This is a genomic window from Aquimarina macrocephali, assembly GCF_051627225.1.
Classification (GTDB): domain Bacteria; phylum Bacteroidota; class Bacteroidia; order Flavobacteriales; family Flavobacteriaceae; genus Aquimarina; species Aquimarina macrocephali.
This window is the reverse complement of sequence record NZ_CP151795.1, coordinates 2,234,062-2,253,903: the sequence shown is the minus strand read 5'-3', so window position 1 is coordinate 2,253,903 and position 19,842 is coordinate 2,234,062. Positions and strand designations below refer to the sequence as shown.

The 19,842-nt window shown below is 32.9% G+C and carries 16 protein-coding genes; 2 read left to right on the top strand and 14 right to left on the bottom strand.

The genetic code is table 11. The features are described 5' to 3' along the window. Window positions 1-12 precede the first annotated feature (12 nt). The 7 genes from AAFU52_RS10120 to AAFU52_RS10090 are packed head-to-tail and all read right to left on the bottom strand — an operon-like array spanning window position 13 to window position 11,351. Window positions 13-2,448 carry an ABC transporter permease gene (locus AAFU52_RS10120; protein WP_438426329.1) on the bottom strand — a complete coding sequence of 812 codons (2,436 nt, stop codon included), beginning with the start codon at window positions 2,446-2,448 and terminating at the stop codon, window positions 13-15. Between the two features lie 23 nt (window positions 2,449-2,471). Next, the gene (locus AAFU52_RS10115; RefSeq protein WP_438426328.1) at window positions 2,472-4,832 is read right to left on the bottom strand and encodes an ABC transporter permease; all 2,361 of its coding nucleotides are present in this window, start codon (window positions 4,830-4,832) and stop codon (window positions 2,472-2,474) included. 20 nt (window positions 4,833-4,852) lie between these two features. Beyond that, the gene (locus AAFU52_RS10110) at window positions 4,853-7,237 is read right to left on the bottom strand and encodes an ABC transporter permease (protein ID WP_438426327.1); all 2,385 of its coding nucleotides are present in this window, start codon (window positions 7,235-7,237) and stop codon (window positions 4,853-4,855) included. A 46-nt stretch (window positions 7,238-7,283) separates the two neighbouring features. Further along, window positions 7,284-8,033, bottom strand: a complete 750-nt coding sequence (locus AAFU52_RS10105; RefSeq protein WP_438426326.1) for a head GIN domain-containing protein — start codon at window positions 8,031-8,033, stop codon at window positions 7,284-7,286. A 33-nt stretch (window positions 8,034-8,066) separates the two neighbouring features. After that, window positions 8,067-8,762, bottom strand: a complete 696-nt coding sequence (locus AAFU52_RS10100; RefSeq protein WP_024769638.1) for an ABC transporter ATP-binding protein — start codon at window positions 8,760-8,762, stop codon at window positions 8,067-8,069. 32 nt (window positions 8,763-8,794) lie between these two features. Then, complete coding sequence (locus AAFU52_RS10095; protein ID WP_024769639.1) at window positions 8,795-10,045, bottom strand: efflux RND transporter periplasmic adaptor subunit; 1,251 nt, start codon at window positions 10,043-10,045, stop codon at window positions 8,795-8,797. Window position 10,046: 1 nt separating this feature from the next. Beyond that, window positions 10,047-11,351 carry a TolC family protein gene (locus tag AAFU52_RS10090; protein WP_438426325.1) on the bottom strand — a complete coding sequence of 435 codons (1,305 nt, stop codon included), beginning with the start codon at window positions 11,349-11,351 and terminating at the stop codon, window positions 10,047-10,049. Between the two features lie 274 nt (window positions 11,352-11,625). Here AAFU52_RS10090 and AAFU52_RS10085 point away from each other — a divergent pair, with 274 nt between their 5' ends. Beyond that, window positions 11,626-12,984, top strand: a complete 1,359-nt coding sequence (locus AAFU52_RS10085; RefSeq protein ID WP_438426630.1) for a sigma-54-dependent transcriptional regulator — start codon at window positions 11,626-11,628, stop codon at window positions 12,982-12,984. Window positions 12,985-12,989: 5 nt separating this feature from the next. After that, complete coding sequence (locus AAFU52_RS10080) at window positions 12,990-14,342, top strand: sensor histidine kinase (protein ID WP_024769642.1); 1,353 nt, start codon at window positions 12,990-12,992, stop codon at window positions 14,340-14,342. An 11-nt stretch (window positions 14,343-14,353) separates the two neighbouring features. On the opposite strand, the gene AAFU52_RS10075 is transcribed toward AAFU52_RS10080, so the two are convergent. The 7 genes from AAFU52_RS10075 to hemE form a co-directional block, all read right to left on the bottom strand. Beyond that, window positions 14,354-14,758, bottom strand: a complete 405-nt coding sequence (locus AAFU52_RS10075) for a hypothetical protein (RefSeq protein WP_438426324.1) — start codon at window positions 14,756-14,758, stop codon at window positions 14,354-14,356. Window positions 14,759-14,803: 45 nt separating this feature from the next. Then, window positions 14,804-15,415, bottom strand: coding sequence for a hypothetical protein (locus AAFU52_RS10070; protein ID WP_024769644.1), 612 nt, complete (start codon window positions 15,413-15,415; stop codon window positions 14,804-14,806). Between the two features lie 201 nt (window positions 15,416-15,616). Beyond that, on the bottom strand, window positions 15,617-16,390 hold the full coding sequence (locus AAFU52_RS10065; RefSeq protein ID WP_241461401.1) for a hypothetical protein: 774 nt from the start codon (window positions 16,388-16,390) through the stop codon (window positions 15,617-15,619). Window positions 16,391-16,408: 18 nt separating this feature from the next. Continuing rightward, window positions 16,409-17,311 carry an oxygen-dependent coproporphyrinogen oxidase gene (gene hemF / locus AAFU52_RS10060; RefSeq protein ID WP_438426323.1) on the bottom strand — a complete coding sequence of 301 codons (903 nt, stop codon included), beginning with the start codon at window positions 17,309-17,311 and terminating at the stop codon, window positions 16,409-16,411. A gap of 60 nt (window positions 17,312-17,371) precedes the next feature. Then, window positions 17,372-18,160: an EI24 domain-containing protein gene (locus tag AAFU52_RS10055; protein WP_438426322.1), complete on the bottom strand. Its 789-nt coding sequence runs from the start codon at window positions 18,158-18,160 to the stop codon at window positions 17,372-17,374. A 142-nt stretch (window positions 18,161-18,302) separates the two neighbouring features. Beyond that, window positions 18,303-18,794: a DUF6973 domain-containing protein gene (locus AAFU52_RS10050; protein WP_024769648.1), complete on the bottom strand. Its 492-nt coding sequence runs from the start codon at window positions 18,792-18,794 to the stop codon at window positions 18,303-18,305. Between the two features lie 2 nt (window positions 18,795-18,796). Beyond that, window positions 18,797-19,828 (bottom strand): uroporphyrinogen decarboxylase, encoded by a 1,032-nt coding sequence (gene hemE, locus AAFU52_RS10045; protein WP_024769649.1) that lies wholly within the window; start codon window positions 19,826-19,828, stop codon window positions 18,797-18,799. Window positions 19,829-19,842 lie beyond the last annotated feature (14 nt).

Genomic DNA, 19,842 nt, shown 5'->3' with positions numbered 1-19,842 from the left:
TTTGATGATGATTTATTCTGTTCGTAAACTTTTTACCGGGTTGGCAATTGCTGCTTTAATACTTTGATAGCTCACAGTCAATATCGAAATCCCAACGGCGAGAAAAGCTGCAAGGATCAATACCCACCAACTAATTTCTATTCGGTATGAAAAATCTTCTAACCATTTACTCATAGCAAACCATCCTAATGGTAGAGATACCAATATTGCTATCCCAACGAGTTTAAGAAAATCAATGGTAAGTCTATATGTAATCTGACTTACACTCGCTCCCATCACCTTTCTAACACCTATCTCCTTGGTTCGTTTTTCTGCATTAAATGCAGCCAGGCCAAATAACCCAAGGCAAGCAATTAGGATCGATAGAATGGTAAATATGATAAAAATTCGCCCTAATCGTTGTTCTGCCTGATAGGTGGTATTGAAAGATTCGTCCATGAAATAGTAATCGAAAGGCTGACCTGGAGATATTCTATTCCAGATAGTTTCAATTTGCGCTATAGTATTAGAGAAATCTCCGGCATTAAGCTTTACTGCCATTGATCCAAGACTATTGTTCAACGAAAGACTCAACGCATCAATATCTCTTCTTAAAGATTCATAATGAAAATCCTTAACAACTCCCACTACAGTTCTAAATATAACATCACCTCCATCATAATCCGATGATAATCGCATACCAAGTGCTTCTTCTGGTCTTACTCCTAAGATAGCTACAGCAGATTCGTTCAAGATCATAGCTGTTGAATCTGTACTAAATTGTCGATTAAAATCACGTCCTGCAATGATTTCTAAATTTAGAGTTGATACATAATCAAAATCAACATCCCAATCATTCATATTGATTGCTTTTTCATGATCATCTTTTAACCCTTCTCTATAAAATGTACTATTACTTCGAAATGAAGGTGTTGGTAAAAAGCCACTTACCGATGTCTTTTTTACCTGAGCTAATTGCTGTACTTCTTCTTTAAAAGATGCTATTTTGTTTTCGGCAGCATACACATCATTTATAATTAAAACCTGATCTTTTATAAATCCCAAATCCTTGTTTTGAATAAATTTTAATTGTTGAAAAACAACTAGAGTACTTATAATCAAAAACACAGAAATAGCAAACTGAAAAACAACCAAGGAATTTCTGATTTTTCCTCCTCCAATACCATTTTCGGTTATACCTTTCAATGCCTGGATAGGTTTGAATTTTGACATAAAGAATGCAGGATAACTACCCGAAAAAAGACTTAATAATAGTACCGAAGTCACCAAAATTAACCAGAAAAAAGGATTGGTAAATGGTATGGAAATTTCTTTTCCCGCAAGTTCATTAAAAAAAGGAACTGCAATTGAAGCCGCTATAATGGCTAGTACTAATGACATAAAAGAAATCAAACCAGATTCTATCAAAAACTGTCTGATAAGCTCTGATTTATTAGAACCTAATGTTTTACGAACCCCTACTTCTTTTGCCCTCTTAAGAGAGTGCGCAGTGGATAGGTTCATGAAATTAACACTTGCCAGAATGATCAAAAATAATGCGATAAAAGAAAGAATATAAACGTTTTGAATATCGCCATTTGCACTTAATTCTGGATATCTACTAGAATATAGATGAATATCTGTTAAGGCTATAGTACTAAAATTAAGATAATTCCCAGAAGCCAAAAATTGTTCTTCTGTTATCCCTGGTGCATACTTTTGTACTCCAGGAATTACATAATCTCTTAATGCAGATTCTAAAAAAGTATCAAAATCTTTGATATCTGCTCCCGATCTCAGTTTAATAAAAGTTGGATAATTATGGTTTCCCCATTCGGTAGAGGCAGCATCTTCATTTCCTGCCATTGCAATAAAAACATTGTGGTTTCTAATGAAAGAGTTCTTTGGCATATCATCTATAACACCTACTACTGTATATGTATCCCTATTATCTAATATCACATTTTGCCCTAAAGCTTCATTTATCCCAAAGTGTTTTTCTGCTGCTGTTTTGGTTAGGATCAAAGTATTAGGTTCTTTTAGGGCTGTCTTGGGGTTTCCTACCAACAGATCAAGGCCAAACATCTCGAAAAAAGTTGTATCTACATAAGCTGCTCCAACTTCTTTTACATTTAACTGGGTATCACTTTTTCTTACAAACATACTCCCCAAATTCCTAAATCGGGTGGCCAGTTCTACTTGTGGATAATCTCTTTTCATGGCTTCGGCCATAGGAGCAGATACTTCTGCATATTCTTCGGCATTTCCTCCAAATTTTACATCAACATTTATCCTATAAATACGATCAGCATCTGCAAACATCTTATCAAAACTCAATTCATCGTAGATATACAATGAAATCAGTAGTCCTCCTACCATACCAATAGCAAGACCAAATGTATTTAGGAAAGTAAAAAAAGGTTGCTTTTTTAGACTTCTCCAGGCTATTTTTAAGTGATTTTTTAGCATAACTGTGGTTTTTTGATGATGATTTATTCTGTTCGCAAGCTTTTGATTGGATTGGTTGTCGCGGCTTTAATAGCTTGATAGCTCACCGTTACAAATGCTATTACAAGAGCTAAAATTCCTGCTAAAAAAAATGTCTGCCACGAGATGTTTACTCTGTAGTCAAAACCCTCTAACCAATCATTTATGAAATACCAGGAAATAGGTACAGCCAAAACGATAGAAACTAAAACTAGTTTTATGAAATCTAATGAAAGAAGTGTAGTGATACTTCTAACTGATGCTCCTAAAACTTTACGAATTCCGATCTCTTTAATTCTGTTTTCTGCCATATAACTGGCAAGACCAAATAAGCCTAAGCAAGAAATGAAAATAGTGAGTAATGTAAACATACTTACAAGCTGACCTGTTCTTTTCTCGCTATTGAACTTTTTAGCATATTGCTGGTCTACAAATTCGTATTCAAAAGGGTATTCTGGATTGTACTTCTTAAAAATAGTTTCTACCATAGCAAGACTTTCTGAGGTACTGCTAGTTTTATTCAGTTTTATATGCATTACACTAAACCCAGCCTTAGTCCCTTCTATAACCATTGGTTGAATCTTTTGAAAAGGAGATTGCAATACAAAATCTTTTACAACCCCTACAATGTGCCATTCTATTCCATTATCCTTAACAATCTGACCAATAGGTTCATCAAAATTCATAAGTGCTACTGCAGATTCATTAATGAGTGCTGCGGTAGAATCTGTTGGATACTTATGTAAATCAAAGTCACGCCCAATAACAAGTTCAATTCCTAAAGTTTCCTGAATATTCTCATCTGATGAGAATCTTTGAACAAGAGTCTTGTTTTCTTCATTTTTCCCCTTCCATTCAAAATTCCAGCTATTACTCCAACCCTCTGTCACAGGTGAACTAGTTCTTGTGATAGAAGTAACAGCATTGGATGCAAGAAGTTCTTCTTTTATAAGAGAATAATTTTTTTCTGTATCACCTTGTATTACCGAGTAAATCAGATTGTTTTTTGCATAACCCATTTGCCTGTCTTGAACTTTTTTCAGCTGTTGTGAAACAATAATACTAGAGGTGATTAGTATAATGGCAGCAGAAAATTGAAGAATTACTAAAATTTTTCTTGGAGTAACGGCTGTATTTGACTTTATAAAAGTCCCTTTTAATACTGTAGAAGGCATAAATCCAGAAAGAAACAATGCGGGATAACTACCTGCCAAAAGGCCTGTAAAACATATTACTCCTAAAGTCGATCCCCAGAACCAAATATTAGTCAAATCTAATGATAATGGCTTTTCTACTAATGTGCTAAAGGTGGGCAATACAACCAAAACCAATATGAACGCTAATACTGCTGCAATGAATGATATCAGTACAGACTCTCCCAAAAACTGACATACAAGAGTTAATCTTCTTGCTCCAACTACTTTACGTACCCCTACTTCTTTTGCTCGTTTTTCGCTGCGTGCTGTACTCAGGTTCATAAAGTTGATACATGCTATTATCAAAATAATAATAGCTATGATACCAAACATTCGAATTATATCGATTCTACCCCCTATCTCTTCACCATTTTCGAAATTTGAATACAACCAGGAACGTGTAAATGGGTATAAATAAGTGACCATTTCTGGAGAATCTTTATCATATTTTTTTCTCAAATTTTTTATCTTTTTTGAGAATAAGGTGTAATCCACTCCTTTTTTAAGCATCACATAGGTAGCTACAGAATTATTACCCCAATATTTATCGTCTGAGCCACGTTGTTTTAAATAAGCCCAAGGCATTAAAAAATCAAATTCAAAGGCTGTATTTGAAGGTAAATCCTTTAGAATACCTGTAACCATAAAACTATCAGCATTATCTACCTTAACCGTTTTACCTACTGCTTGCTCATCACCAAATACTTTTTTGGCAAAAGATTCGGTAATAATCACAGAATTAACATCATCCAAAACGGTTTCTATACTACCCTCTAATAGTGGAAAACTAAATATCTTTAAAAAATCAGGATCAACAATTTTACCTATGCCGTTTATTCTTTTATTACCTTTTGCAAATAAAAATTCAGAATCCCAATTTACTCTTGTAATATGTTCTACTTCGGGATAATCTTTTTCTATGACAGATGCCATAATTTTAGGAGTAGAATTCCAAGTCCATATTTCACCATCTACCGGATATTGATTATACACCTGATAAGTACGGTCTTTATTATCATGAAATTGATCAATACCAATTTCAAAATTAATCCAGATTACAATGAGTGCGGTAACAGCCAAACCTATGGATAGTCCAACAATATTCAATACCGAGAAACTCTTATTTCTGAGTAAATTTCGCCAAGCGATTTTTAGATAGTTTTTTAACATACCTGTCGTTTTTTGATGATTTATTCTGTTCGCAAGCTTTTTATCGGATTGGCTGTTGCGGCTTTAATAGCCTGATAGCTTATTGTAACTAAAGTGATAACTAGTAATCCTGCTATTGATAAGACAAATACCCCCCAATTTATTTCTATACGATATGTATAGTTTTGTAGCCAATTATTCATGAAATACCATGCTAAAGGAGAAGCAATTGCCCCGGCAATTAAAATAAGTTTTAAAAAATCTTGTGTAACCAATAACAAAATATCGCTGACATTTCCTCCTAATACTTTTCTAATCCCTATTTCTCTTGTTTTTTGTGCCACGAAAAAGGAAATCAATCCATAAAGTCCCAGGCAACTAATAAAAATAGCTAATCCTGAAAATAATTTTGACATTAGTAAAAAGCGTTGTTCTTCCTGATATTGTTGGGCTACACGCTCATCCATAAAATCAAACTCATAGATATATTTTGGAAAAATCTCTTTCCAAAGCCTTTCAATTCCTTCTAAAGTAGTTTTAGCATTTTGGCTATAAACTTTAATTGCTAATTCGTTATATGCATTAGATTGTGGAGCAATGAATATAGGGTTCTTTGTTTCATGAAAATTCTTATCATGAAAATCGGCAACTACTCCTACAATTGATGCTTTAATTGTAGCCCCATTAAACTCTACTTGCTTACCTATTAATTCTTGGGAATTTGCAAGACCTAATTTCTGAGCAAGTTTTTCGTTTACCACGACTTCTGAGATCGAATCAGTGCGGTAAAAATTACGCCCAGCAACCAGTTTAAGATTAAATGTATTAAGGTAATCTTTATCCGCTAATTTTGCTGAAATCGAGAATTCTTCAAGTTCAGGTCTATTATTATATCGTACTCCTGTACCCCAATAATTACTTGAGGCTCCGGGACTCGTTAAACAAGCCGTATTATTTTTTACCCCAGAAAGATTATTGATTCGTTCTTGTAAACCTTCTAATTTTACGGTTTCTATATCTTCAGGAATTTCTACAATTACTATTGATTCTGTATCAAAGCCTAAATCTGCATTTACTGCATAGTTAATTTGTTTTCTGATAATAATTGTTGCGACAATAAATATGATAGAAATTGCAAACTGAGAAGTCACCAATACTTTTCGAGTTAATTTTCCACCGGTATCTTTCTGGGTAAGTTTTCCTTTTAACGCCAAAGTTGGAAGGATACGTGCCAGTATAATTCCGGGATAACTACCTGCAAAAATTGAAACACTTATCAGCAACATCAATACAAATCCAACTACTTTAACATTAAGTAAAGAGGATATAGAAAGATCTAATTCAAAAAGTTCATTAAATGCTGGCAATACCAATATAGCAAATACTAAACCTAGTATCATCGCAAAAAAACTGATAATAAATGTCTCTGAAATGAATTGCCAAAAAAGATGTTGTCTGAAACTTCCCAGTACTTTTCTAATCCCTATTTCCTTAGAACGAGTAAAGGCTTGCGCTGTAGAAATATTGATAAAATTAATGCAAGCTACTGCGATGATAAAAAAACCTATTAACCCAAAAATCCAAAGTAAACTTACGTTGATTCCTCCATATTTATTATTAAAATGGATGTCACTTAATGCTTGTAGTTTGTAGCGATGTACATTTTTACTTTTAGGACGATGTTTTGATACCAATGAGATCAATGTATTTTCGATCTCAGCAATATTCTGATTAGGACGAAGTAACACAAAACATTTTAATGCATCACTAATTCCTCCCCAGGAATTACTGGATAAAAAGTTATCATAACTCTTTAAAGTTTTAAATGAAGGAAAGATTGTTCCTTGAATTACCGTTGTTTTTGGCAATTCTTTTAATATCCCTATTACTTGAATAGTTTCTTCATTTTCTAAAATAAATGTTTTCCCCAAAGCACTTTCGTTACCAAACATTTTTTTAGAAAAGCTTTCAGTGATATAAGCTGTATTTGGTTCTTCCAGGGTATGATCTCCTAATTTTTCGACTAATGGGAAATTTAATATCTCAAAAAAATCAGATTGAGCAAAAACTATATCTTCGTGAAAACTCTGATTGGATCTATGATCTGTACCATTAACCTGCCAATGCTCTCTTATCGTTATTTTGGAAACTTTTTCTGCATAATCATAATCTGTTTCAAAACTACCTGCAAAACCAGGAGGCACACTTGACTCATAATCAACATCATCTCGATGCTCTTCAGTTACTACTCTGTAAATTCGATCTGAATTGTTATGAAAATTATCATATTGAAGGTGGTGGGTTACAAATAAAAAAATTAAAATAGCACAACCAAAACCAAGGGTCAATCCCAAAATATTGATAGAGGTAAATACTTTTCGTTTACGAAGAGTTCTCCAGGCAATTTTTAAATGATTTTTAAACATAACTGTCGTTTTTTGATTTTCAGGATTTGATTAGAATGATGAATTCTTAGTTCATTTTTTGAATGATTGCTTCTCCTAAAATTATTCCTTTATTTATAGAGGGGTTTCCGTTATAAGCCACAGTTGCCTCTCCGTAAGCAGTAACTTTTAAATGATCTGAAACTCTTACTCTAAAATTACTTTCGCCATATGCAGTGATCTTAGTATTTTCATTATTCATTCCCAAAGTATTTACCTCTCCTTCACCATACACTGTATATTTTTGATCGTTTACACTACCCTCTCTAATTTCTAGGTAACTTTCTCCATAAATAGAAACACGTAATGAGTTTACTTTTACTGAATTCATTGTCATTTTAGATTCTCCATAGATTTTTAATCTAAAATCATCTCTTTCTATTGGACTTTTACATTCAATTATTTCTTCTCCTCGTATTGAAAGTTCTCTGAGTTTGGTATATGTTATGACAGCAGTTACCATGGTTCCTTTATAAATAGGTTTCTTTCTTTCCCACCCATTTTCGTTTGTTTTCACTGTTTTGGTTGTTGTTTTAGCTCCATCCAAATACATACGAAGTGTGTTTCCTGCAACTTCGATATTGATCTTTTCTTGCGGCAAACGTGCATTTTTGATCATAACGTTTTCTTTCTCTCCCTGAACAAAGGTTACTTGGATATGCGGACTTATAATTACTTTATCAAAGTGTTTTACGGCAATAGTTTCTGATTGACCTTGACATAGATTGATACAAAAAAATAATATTGCGATTGCTAAGTGGTACAAATATTTTATCATGACTTTAATTTTAATAAGTTTATTTGATGCGTATTACACATTGACCTTGAAAGGCTTATTTTGGCTTTCGGTCACAATTTGTCCATCAAACAGATTAATAACCCTGTGAGCATAATGAGAATCTCTGTCTGAGTGTGTTACCATAACAATGGTAGTTCCTTCCTGGTTAAGTTCGGTAAGTAAGTTCATCACTTCGATACCATTTTTAGAGTCCAGATTTCCTGTTGGCTCATCTGCCAGAATTAACTTAGCATTAGTTACTACAGCTCTGGCAATAGCTACTCGCTGTTGTTGTCCTCCTGATAATTGCTGTGGGAAATGCTTTTCGCGATGTGCGATTTTCATTCGCTCCAGCACCTGTCTTACTTTTTGCTCCCGCTCGCTCTTTTTTATATTAAGGTAAATCAGAGGAAGCTCTACGTTTTCAAAAACGGTAAGTTCATCAATCAAATTAAAGCTCTGAAATACAAATCCAAGATTTCCTTTTCTAATTTTGGTACGTTGATTTTCTTTTAATCCGCCTACTTCATGACCATTAAAATGATAATACCCTTCATTAGGATTATCCAACATACCAATGATGTTGAGTAAAGTAGATTTCCCACAACCCGATGGTCCCATTATGGCCACAAATTCTCCTGCTTCAACTTTTAGATTTACATTATTTAATGCCAGAGTTTCGACTTCCTCGGTTCTAAAACTCTTTTTTATGTTCTCTATCTGTATCATTTTTTGATTGATTTTTATTTTCTAAATGCTATTTATTTTAAAATTATTTTTTCGGCGTCTCCAAAACTATCATAGTTTGAAGTAATTACTTTTTCTCCTGCTTCTAATCCTTCTAGTAACTCATAATATCTTGAGTTTTGTTTTCCTATACGTATGGCTCTTTTCCATGCTACTTCACCCGAAGCATCTACAACAAAAATCCATTGACCTCCTGTACTCTGGAAAAAACTTCCCCGAGGTAGTAAAAGTGCATCATTTGATGCTCCTAGCTGCAGTTTTATATTATAGCTCTGCCCAGTTCGTATGGTTTCGGGTTTTTGATCTGCAAAAACCAGATCTACTTTAAACTTCCCGTTACGTACTTCGGGATATACTTTACGAAGACGAAGTTGATACTCTGTACCATTACGATCCAACACTGCAACCAAATCTCTTTTTACCCTATCGATATAATGTTCGTCTATTGTTGCTTCTATTTTATAATCTGTTAAAACATTTATCTGCCCTATTCGTTGTCCTTGTCTTATATTTTGCCCTATTTCTGCATCCAGAAATCCTAATTGACCATCGGCTGGAGCCCTTACATTTAAATGATCCAGACGTTCATACACCATAGAAAGTGTTTTTTGCATACGCTCCAGATCGGTATCTAATCCCGACAAAGAAGTAGCTCGAAGGGATTTATCTTGTTCTGTTTGTAGTTTAATTATTTCATGTCGTTTTTTGGATAGCTCATAGTTTTCTTTTGAAATTAAATATTCTTCCCGAGAAATCAATTCATCTTCAAAGAGAGCCTTACTCTGTTCATAATTTCGCTTCAATTTTTGTAATTCATATTCTGAACTCACTAAGTCTTTTTGACCTTCTACTTGTCTAGAATCAAAAGTCAACTTTGTCGAACGAAGGTCATTCTGTTTCAGAGCTAAATTACTTTCACTCGCCAAAATCTGTTCATAAAGAGCACTGTTTTCAAGCTTTAATATAATATCCCCTTTTTTTACCATCGCTCCTTCTTCAATAAGCTTTTCTGTTACTCTACCTCCTTCATAAGCATCCATGTAAATTGTACTTATTGGAGCTACTGCACCATTAATGGTAATATAATCATCAAATTTCCCAAAAGAAACTTCTGCTATCGACAATTTTTCTTTTTCTGTTCTAAATGTAGCTGCCGAATTTCCGGATACCATTTTCCAACCTACAAAAAACAACACTATACCTATAACAATGTATCCATAATGTTTAGGTCTTAATCCTTTTTTCTTTTCAATTTTTATATCCATTTTATTGTGCTCTATTTATATTAAAAACAGGTAATCCGTTATAAAAATCCAATGTACTTTCATTTACTTTTAAACGTAATTGCACCTGTAGGTTTTCGTTTTGTGAGTTCGCTAATAAGTTTTTAGATTGGTTGAGTTCTATAGCACTTATCAATCCTTTTTCATATTTCTTTTGTGCTATCTCAAAAGTTAAAACCTGTGCTTTCATTTTTTGTGAACTCTGTAGGTATTCTGTACGTAATGCATCTCCCTCTTGAACAAGTTGTTGAATCAATTTAAACATTTCTTGTTTTTGAATATCAAAATTATTGTCTGCCCTCATCATTTCTACCTTTTGTTGTTTTACACGCGAACGATTTGACCATCCGTTGCTGATAGGAATGCTAAGCGAAACTCCAACATATTTTGAGACATTATCCTTAATCTGGTTTTTAAAAGAGATAACTTCTCCTGTGGTGTCATTGACATTAGTTTCATAATATCCCGTTTGATACCCAGCAAAAAAAGACAGAGAGGGGTACAAGCCCCCTCTGGCTATGGCTAATCGCTTTTTGGCTGCTTTTGCTTTTAACTCCTGTGCTTTTATGATAGGAACAAAAGTTGTGGCATTACTGTAAATAGAATCTTTATTTGCTCGAAAAATGTCTACATTCTCATCAGCTTCTATAAGAGAAGATTGAATAGAAATAGTAGTGACATCTTCTAAGTTCATTTCTTGTATAAGTTTAAGTTTTGCCGCTGCTACATTATTCTCATTTTGAGTAACCAATAATTGATCAGCTAATAAAGCAGATTCTGCTTCATACAAATCAGCTTTTGCTTTTTGGCCAAGTTCTACTTGTCTTTTTACAAGTTTATAATTAGTATCAGATACCCCTTCTTGTTCTTTAGAAATGATTAAAAGCCCTTCCATAAACTGAATATCATAAAAAGCAGACATCACTCTAAATGCTAATAGATATTTTTGATGCAGCACTTCTTCATTTGCTGCTTTATGCAAAAACTTCGAAGCTTTTATCGTATTTAATTTTTGAAAACCTCTAAACAAATCAATCTCTGCATTCAACCTATAATTATTTGAGAAAAAATCCGTGTTTACAATATTGTTATTATTAGGATCTACCGATCTTCCATATCGAATATTATAGTCTGAAAATGCATTAATATTTGGCAACAAATTTCTTACCGACTGCCGATATGTTTCTTTGTTAGCATCTTGGTTGTATTTAAAATCCTTGAGCTGTAGATTATGGCCTACAGCATAGGCTACACAATCATCTAATGACCATGATTCTTGAGAATACATCGTATTTGATATCAAGATCAAGAGAAAATATAAGATTTTGTTTTTAGAATTTATCATTTATTAAACACTTAAATAATATTTTGATACCAAACCCTAACCTAATCTCATGCCAAAAACATAAACAATTGTATATCAAATACTTAAATATATAAAAATCAAAATTGAATTTTAGAAATGTAAAATTATTATACAAATAGTGTCAAATAATTTTACACTCTTATATAAGTCCTATTTCAAATTTGTAGTTTTACTATGTTAACATAAATATCAAATGATGCAGGATGGAAAAATTTTAATCATCGATGATAATAAGAGTGTCTTAAGCGCACTAGAAATCTTATTGCAGTTTGAGTACAAACATATTAAGACGATTTCTAATCCAAATCAAATCTCTTCATTACAAAATTTAAGTGATTTTGATATTGTTGCATTAGACATGAATTTTTCTGCTGGTGTAAATACAGGAAATGAAGGTTTATTTTGGCTAAGAGAAATAAAGAAAAAAGCTCCTCATACTTCGGTAATTATGATGACAGCTTATGGTGCTGTTGATCTTGCTGTAAAAGCATTAAAAGAAGGAGCTACCGATTTTATATTAAAGCCCTGGAATAATGAAAAGCTATTGGCTACAATAAAGTCAGCTTTTTTACTTCGCAAATCCAGAAAAGAAGTACAAGAACTAAAACAGAAAGAAAATCATCTGAAACGAGTAATTAATCAGGACAGTAATTATATTATTGGTAATTCTAAAGCACTTACCGCTGTCTTGAACTTAGTTAGAAAAGTAGCAAAAACAGATGTCAATGTTTTGATCACAGGTGAAAATGGAACAGGAAAAGAACTAATAGCTCGTGAATTACATAGGATGTCTCCTCGTAAAGATGAAGTTTTTATTGGTGTAGATATGGGTTCTATATCAGAAACATTGTTTGAAAGTGAGCTTTTTGGTCATACCAAAGGAGCTTTTACAGATGCCAAAGAAGATCGAGCAGGAAAGTTTGAAGCAGCAAATAACGGCTCCTTGTTTCTAGATGAAATCGGAAACTTATCGCTACAAACTCAGGCAAAACTATTATCTGCAATACAAAACAGAACTGTAGTAAGGGTTGGTTCTAATAAATCTATTTCTGTAAACATACGCCTGATTTGTGCTACTAATTGTAACCTTAATCAAATGGTAGATGATGGTATATTTCGCGAAGATTTATTATATAGAATTAATACAATTCATATAGAAGTACCTCCACTGCGAGAACGAGATAATGACATCTTGATACTGGCAGATTTTTACTTGAAAAAATTCGCATCAAAATATGGTAAACCATCTCTTCGAATAAATACTACCGCCGAAGAAAAACTAATGGGATATCATTGGCCAGGAAATGTAAGAGAACTACAACATACCATAGAAAGAGCAGTAATTTTATGCGAAGGAAATGTATTGAAACCAACAGATTTTTTATTAAGTACCAGCCCAGGAATTTCTTTGGATAAAGGCCCAGAAACTCTTGATGAAATGGAACGACTTATGATTGCTAAAGCACTTGACAAACATAATGGAAACTATAGTGCTGCAGCGAATCAACTTGGTATTTCAAGACAGACTTTATATAACAAAATAAAAAAATCATAAAACTAATGGTAAGTCGGAATCTCTATACACAACTAATCCTAAGAGTCGTAATGCTTTCCTTAACCTCACTAATGTTAGCCTTTGCATTTTTTAAAGAATTATATGTTTTTTCATTTCTAGTTCTATTATTATTTTTGTTACAAACCATATTTTTAATCAAATATCTAAACCATAATAATAGAAAGATTGCCTATTTTTTTAATTCAATTAAGAATGAAGATTTTACACTTCGATTTCCAGAAAAAGGAGGTCCAAAATCACTTAACGAATTAAATCAAAGTCTTAATAGTCTTAATGATGTAATTCGAGAAGTACACTTAAAAAACCAAAGACAAGAACAGTATTATCAGGAAATACTAAAACAAGCAGAAATTGGCATTTTAACTTTTAATCATAAAGGGCATATTCTTTTTAATAATCCTAAAGTCGAAAAACTGTTAAATTATACCCCACTAAATCATATAAAACAACTAGCACAGGTTGATAAAAAATTATATGAATTATTTAATAATATCAAACCATTCGAACGAAAACTTTTTCAACTCACCAATGAGCGAGAGACTATACAACTTGCTATTAAATCTTCAGAAATAGTATTAAACAATGAGGTTCTAAGGTTAATAACCATACAAGATATACATAACGAATTAGACGAAAAAGAAACAGATTCGTGGATAAAACTCATTAGGGTTTTGACTCATGAGATTATGAATTCTGTCACTCCTATTACTTCAATATCAGAATCTATTTTGGGTTATTATAAAGACAAAAGTGGAATCATACCGGTTACAGAGATAGATGAAAACAAAATTCACAATACTGCAAAAGGGTTAGAAGTAATCAAAAATCAGGGAAATGATTTAATGAGTTTTGTACAATCGTATCGTAGTTTTCTAAATGTACCTGTACCCGATAAGAAAATAATCAAGGTAGATGAATTATTAGAGAAGGTAAAAGTTTTAATGAGCCAGGAAATTGATTTTAATATCATCTCTTTTGATATTCTTAATACTACAGAAGATCTCGAAATTTATGCAGACGAAAAGCAAATTACCCAGATATTGGTAAACTTGTGTAAAAATGCAATTCAGGCTTTAAAAGAGACCGAAAGAGCAACTCTTATGTTTATTCTGGGAATTACACCCGAAGGAAAAAAATATATAACAGTTAAAGATAATGGCCCAGGTATCCATCCAGATATCATGAGTCAGATATTTATACCTTTTTATACTACAAAAAAAGAGGGTACTGGCATTGGTTTAAGTCTTTCTAAACAAATCATGCATATGCATGGGGGAAGTCTAACCGTTCATTCTATACCTAATAAGGAGACCTCATTCTCATTACTTTTTGAATAAAAGTTTATTCCTTATTTTACCTTATCAAGTTTTAATGTTTTAAGCAAAGCATCAAAGTAGTAATCTTCCTGATCTGGTATGATTACTACTTTATACGCTGTGTTTTTTATAATATAATGTGATGATGTTTCTGGATCTAATATTTTAGAATGATGATTAACGATCTTTTGAATAAAGTCATTGATCAAAAGTACCTCATCATAATTTATCTCTCTGCGATATGTAGGTTTATCACTTTTATAAACTAGATAATCATTCCTAAAACTAAGAGATTTTTTATCTCCAGTATGGCTATTAAACTCAAAAGTAAAATCTTTAGACGTAAATATTTTATTAATATTTTCTACAGTTGGTTCTACACTACGAGCACAACTCGCAATGAAAATAATAACAAAAATTATCTTTACTCTTTGCATGATCTATGAAAAGAATAAAGATAAAAAATATTATTATCTACAATCTTATTTTGATGCAAATCGTTTTATAGAGCTTTCAAAATCAATATCTTCCAGATTACTAATCAACAATCCAATTCCTCCGGATTTTGATGCAACTATATACTCTGTCTGAAATTTTCTATCTTTTTTATAGGCTTTTAAATATTTAAGCTTAACTACTTTCGAAGTTGGAGTAAAGAAAAATCGACCATGAATTCTTTTATACTTTACTTCCTGAACATTAGATTCATCTTGCAATTGATCATTAAGCGCGGCTACAACTCTAGCAGCTCTATGCTCATCAAACTGATAAAAATCACAAGTATAGATAAATACATAATTCTCTACATTGTTCTCATCAACAAATAGTTCGAAATCTACTTTTTTATCTTCTATTTTTTTCAATTCATGTAAAGCAACCTTTTTAAATTTCGGCTTATTTTCTAATGAATCCAATCTATTTTTAAATTCTTCAGGAGATGTTTTAGAATAACCACTTGTAAGCACAATAGTATTATTTCTAAATTCGATTGTGTTTTTAGAAAACTTAGAGAAGTTAGAAAATTTAGATTCTTTGGGTAAAAATTCGCACCCTACAATAAGGATAACGATTAGCAATAGTAGAATTTTTTTCATAAGGCATTTGTGTTAATTAATATAACATTATTATAGATAAGCCCTAAATGATTGTCTTGCAAGTTAATAAAAAAAAACCACATAATTGTCATTCAGCCGAATTTTTAAGCACTTTAACTGGTTTTTTATTTCTATTCTTGGTTTTTAAGTAAGTATTATATGGCATTATGTATTGTAATAACAGGCCTATTATCCCGTTTTCTATTCTAAATTAGAAATAAACTTTTCTACGTTAAAATTAACATCATCTTCTCCTTGTTGATCAAAGGGGTTTTCTAAATGAGATTGAATATTATCCAAGGCTACTAAAATAACGCTATACAAAATTGGCATTGCAAATTCTAATCCTATGGCATATTCTTGCGCTTTATAAGCAAAGTATGGCCCGTATAATATTGGAAGAATGACTATAAAAATATCACTATACGTTCTTAGTGTTCTGGGAGTACGATATTGATAGATATGTTTAATTTTTTCGAAAGAAATCATCATTTTACTTAAAAACTGATTTGAACGTGAAGCTTCTCCCGAGGGTAATCCGTGTTTTCTCATTTCTTTTATAAAAGAAGATAGTTCTGTAAAATTTCTGTATACCTCCTTTTCATGATTTTCTAATTCGGCTACAGGTTTTGTAAACATATGCTTACAGGCATTCAATAACCCCTCTAAATGAATTTTTAAATCTTCTTTAAGAGCTATTGGAGGATTCTCTAACCAGTGTATTGTTGCAAAATACAATGCTCTGCCATGCGCTTTGATACTACCATATTCATCTAATGCAGTTTCTCTACGCTTATATGCGCCTCCAATAGAAAAAACGATCGGAAAAACAATAGCTGTAGCAATTAAAGTTAACGGGAAATTAGCCGTAAAATCAAAATATCTACATCCATAACTGGATATCAGGGCTAGAAAAGTAATGATAAATGTCTTATAGTTAATGATAAGACCTATCCTTCTAATTATTTTCAACATAAATTATTGTAAGTGGTATTATACCCAATCTATTGGGTTTGTTAGTACTTCTACTAATCGTGCTTCTTCACTACCCGCTTCTGGATGATAATCATATCGCCACTGCACATGAGGAGGAAGACTCATTAAAATGCTTTCTATTCTTCCATTGGTTTTTAGTCCAAATAGAGTTCCTTTATCGTGTACCAAATTAAATTCTACATAGCGTCCACGTCGAATTTCCTGCCAATCTCTTTGCTTTTCGGTATACGGAAGGTTTTTTCTTCTCTCTACAATTGGAGTATATGCTTCTAAAAAACTATTCCCGACTTCGGTTACAAAATCATACCAATTTTGCATCGACATCGTATCATTTGCTTTACAATAATCAAAAAACAAACCTCCTACTCCACGACCTTCTCCACGATGTGCATTGTAGAAATACTCGTCACATTTCTTTTTGTAGGTAGTATAAAAATCAGAGTGATGGGCATCACAAGAGTTTTTACATATCTGGTGAAAGTGTTTTGCATCCTCATCAAATAGATAGTAAGGCGTTAAATCCTGTCCTCCACCAAACCAACTATCTACAATAGTTCCGTTTGCATCATACATTTCAAAATAACGCCAATTAGCATGTACTGTCGGCACCATTGGATTTTTAGGATGTAATACTAATGACAAACCACAGGCAAAAAAGTCAACATCACCTACATTAAAATAGCTCTGCATGGCTTTAGGAAGTGCCCCATGAACTCCAGAGATATTTACACCTCCTTTTTCGAATACATTTCCGTTTTCGATCACCCGGGTTCTTCCACCACCGCCTTCGGGGCGCTTCCATAGATCCTCTCGAAACTCAGCTTTACCATCTATTTTCTCTAATTTAGAGGTTATGGTATCTTGCAAGTCTTGTATGTATTGATAAAACTTATCTTTCATTATAATTATGTAAATATTCTTACTGGATTTTAGAAATCTAATAGAAATTAGCCACCCTACTTACGCTTCGATTTTGGAAACCTCCTCGGATGCGTTTTTTAGTTCAATTAATCCTTTTTCTTTCAAAATTTTCACTGTCTCGGTAGAAGCTGCAACCACAGATATAGGTAAGGTGATAATAAATCCTATAATTGGTATAAATAACATGAGTACAAACACAATTCCGTTACCAATAGCAGTTCCTCTATTTTTTCTTACAAACTGAATACTTTCTTTATAATTAAAATGGCGTTCCATAGTATAATCCATATTACCAAAACCTACATAATATGCTTGTATCAGAAAGATTAGTATTGTTGCTACAATACCAATAACCGGAATGAAACTTAAAATAATCAACGGAATCATAAATAGTAATTCTCTAAATAGATTTCGCACATTAATACGGATACCTCTTGATAATTGTTGGTTAAATGATGTGTCGCGATGCGCATGATCTGTTTCTCCCAGAAGATGTGTTTCTACTTTTTCTGAAACCGGACTCATAAATGGTGCAGATAATGCCATTACAATATGCTTATATAATATTAACCCTATCACCAGGATCAATAAACCACCAATATATGTACTAATGGTAGCAAATGTTTCTGACCCCCATTCCCAAACCCAAATCCGAGCAATTAAAGCGCCCAAATTATCTGAAAAGAAATATACTAATGCCACAAAAGATAATCCTGTGATTACACTTATCAAAATAGGTACAGCAAAAAATTTCCATAATCCTAATTTTGAAATAAGTTTGAATGTCCCGAAATAAGCTTTGATCCCGTTAATGATATTTTTAAACATTGGTCACTGTTTTTTGATTGATTTACTCCTTTATATAAGTAGTCATTTTATCATTTTTGTTTCAATTTTTGAAATATTTCAAAATCTAGTATAGATCTCGCAGGTTTTTAAAAACCTGTGAAGAGTTATCTTTTACTTATTTCTACATCTCCAAAAGATAAACCAATTTATCTTTATGATCCAGTATTTCTTTGATATCTGTTACTTTCTTAGCTTTTTGGGTATTTTCCTTTAAAAAAGAGATCATTTCTTCTTCGAAACTCATGGCCAGGTTCAAAAAATATTTTCTACCGATCTCATTATTATGCAAATCCATTTCAGTTTCTATTGGTTTATTTGGAGCTAGTTTTTCGTGTAGATCGGTTATCTTTTGTGTCCAGGCAATAGATTTTTCTTTATTTTTGGTTATTCTAAAAGTAGTCTGACAAATCAATATATTCCATAACGCATGTCGAAAAGCATTAGCTTTTCCATTTTTATGATGTGCTTTTCCATAGTGCAAATCACAAATAATCATGGTTCTCCTTGTAGCTTTTAACGTTGGATAGATCAGTAAAGGATTCTGAAGCATTATCCCTGTCAATCTAAGGATTTGCCTAAAACTCAATCGTCTTAACAGACTCCTAATGCTCATTCTTATCCTTGATATTCTTTTACTGCATCTACAAAGGCTTGAGCATTCTCTACAGGAATATTAGGTAAAATCCCATGTCCCAAATTAGCGATATAACGATCTTTACCAAAAGCATCTATCATTTGTTTGACCATTTTTTTGATTTCTGCAGGTGGAGATAATAATCTCGAAGGATCAAAATTACCTTGTAATGTTATATTTCCTCCGGTAAGATAACGAGCATTACGTGCAGAACAGGTCCAGTCTACACCAAGAGCAGCTGCTCCTGATTGCGCCATTTCCTGTAATGCAAACCAACATCCTTTTCCAAAAACGATTACTTCGGTTTCTTCTTTTAATGCATCTATAATCTGCTGGATATATTTCCATGAGAATTCCTGGTAATCCACTGGTGATAGCATCCCTCCCCAGCTATCAAATATCTGGACCGCATTAACTCCTGCTGCTACCTTTGCTTTAAGATATGCAATAGTAGTATCGGTAATCTTTTGTAACAATTGGTGTGCTGCTTCTGGTTGTGCAAAACACAATTCTTTGGCTTTATCAAAATTCTTAGATCCTTGCCCTTGTACAGCATAACATAAAATCGTCCATGGAGAACCGGCAAAACCAATTAAAGGAACACGGTTATCTAATCGTTCTTTTGTTAGTTTAATTGCATCCATTACATATCCTAATTCTTCATAAACATCGGGAACAATTACTTGTTCTACATCTGCCAAAGATCGAATTGGATTAGGAAGCCAGGGTCCAACCCCGTCTTTCATTTCGACTTCGATATTCATTGCTTGCGGGATCACCAAAATATCACTAAACAAGATTGCGGCATCGGGGCCAATGATATCTATAGGTTGTACGGTTATCTCTGCTGCCAGTTCTGGTGTTCTGCAACGCGTAAAAAAATCATATTTTGCTTTTAGTGCGCGAAACTCTGGTAAATATCGTCCTGCCTGACGCATCATCCAAACTGGTGGGCGTTCTACAGTTTCTCCTTTTAATGCTTTAAGAAATAGATCGTTTTTTAGTGCTGTCATATGTTGTTGTGAAT

What these genes read in the sequence shown, in the direction of transcription:
- AAFU52_RS10120 (WP_438426329.1), bottom strand. Translation starts at nt 2,448, where the DNA reads ATGCTAAAAAATCACTTAAAAATAGCCTGGAGAAGTCTAAAAAAGCAA.
- AAFU52_RS10115 (WP_438426328.1), bottom strand. Translation starts at nt 4,832, where the DNA reads ATGTTAAAAAACTATCTAAAAATCGCTTGGCGAAATTTACTCAGAAAT.
- AAFU52_RS10110 (WP_438426327.1), bottom strand. Translation starts at nt 7,237, where the DNA reads ATGTTTAAAAATCATTTAAAAATTGCCTGGAGAACTCTTCGTAAACGA.
- AAFU52_RS10105 (WP_438426326.1), bottom strand. Translation starts at nt 8,033, where the DNA reads ATGATAAAATATTTGTACCACTTAGCAATCGCAATATTATTTTTTTGT.
- AAFU52_RS10100 (WP_024769638.1), bottom strand. Translation starts at nt 8,762, where the DNA reads ATGATACAGATAGAGAACATAAAAAAGAGTTTTAGAACCGAGGAAGTC.
- AAFU52_RS10095 (WP_024769639.1), bottom strand. Translation starts at nt 10,045, where the DNA reads ATGGATATAAAAATTGAAAAGAAAAAAGGATTAAGACCTAAACATTAT.
- AAFU52_RS10090 (WP_438426325.1), bottom strand. Translation starts at nt 11,351, where the DNA reads ATGTATTCTCAAGAATCATGGTCATTAGATGATTGTGTAGCCTATGCT.
- AAFU52_RS10085 (WP_438426630.1), top strand. Translation starts at nt 11,626, where the DNA reads ATGCAGGATGGAAAAATTTTAATCATCGATGATAATAAGAGTGTCTTA.
- AAFU52_RS10080 (WP_024769642.1), top strand. Translation starts at nt 12,990, where the DNA reads ATGGTAAGTCGGAATCTCTATACACAACTAATCCTAAGAGTCGTAATG.
- AAFU52_RS10075 (WP_438426324.1), bottom strand. Translation starts at nt 14,758, where the DNA reads ATGCAAAGAGTAAAGATAATTTTTGTTATTATTTTCATTGCGAGTTGT.
- AAFU52_RS10070 (WP_024769644.1), bottom strand. Translation starts at nt 15,415, where the DNA reads ATGAAAAAAATTCTACTATTGCTAATCGTTATCCTTATTGTAGGGTGC.
- AAFU52_RS10065 (WP_241461401.1), bottom strand. Translation starts at nt 16,390, where the DNA reads ATGTTGAAAATAATTAGAAGGATAGGTCTTATCATTAACTATAAGACA.
- hemF (WP_438426323.1), bottom strand. Translation starts at nt 17,311, where the DNA reads ATGAAAGATAAGTTTTATCAATACATACAAGACTTGCAAGATACCATA.
- AAFU52_RS10055 (WP_438426322.1), bottom strand. Translation starts at nt 18,160, where the DNA reads ATGTTTAAAAATATCATTAACGGGATCAAAGCTTATTTCGGGACATTC.
- AAFU52_RS10050 (WP_024769648.1), bottom strand. Translation starts at nt 18,794, where the DNA reads ATGAGCATTAGGAGTCTGTTAAGACGATTGAGTTTTAGGCAAATCCTT.
- hemE (WP_024769649.1), bottom strand. Translation starts at nt 19,828, where the DNA reads ATGACAGCACTAAAAAACGATCTATTTCTTAAAGCATTAAAAGGAGAA.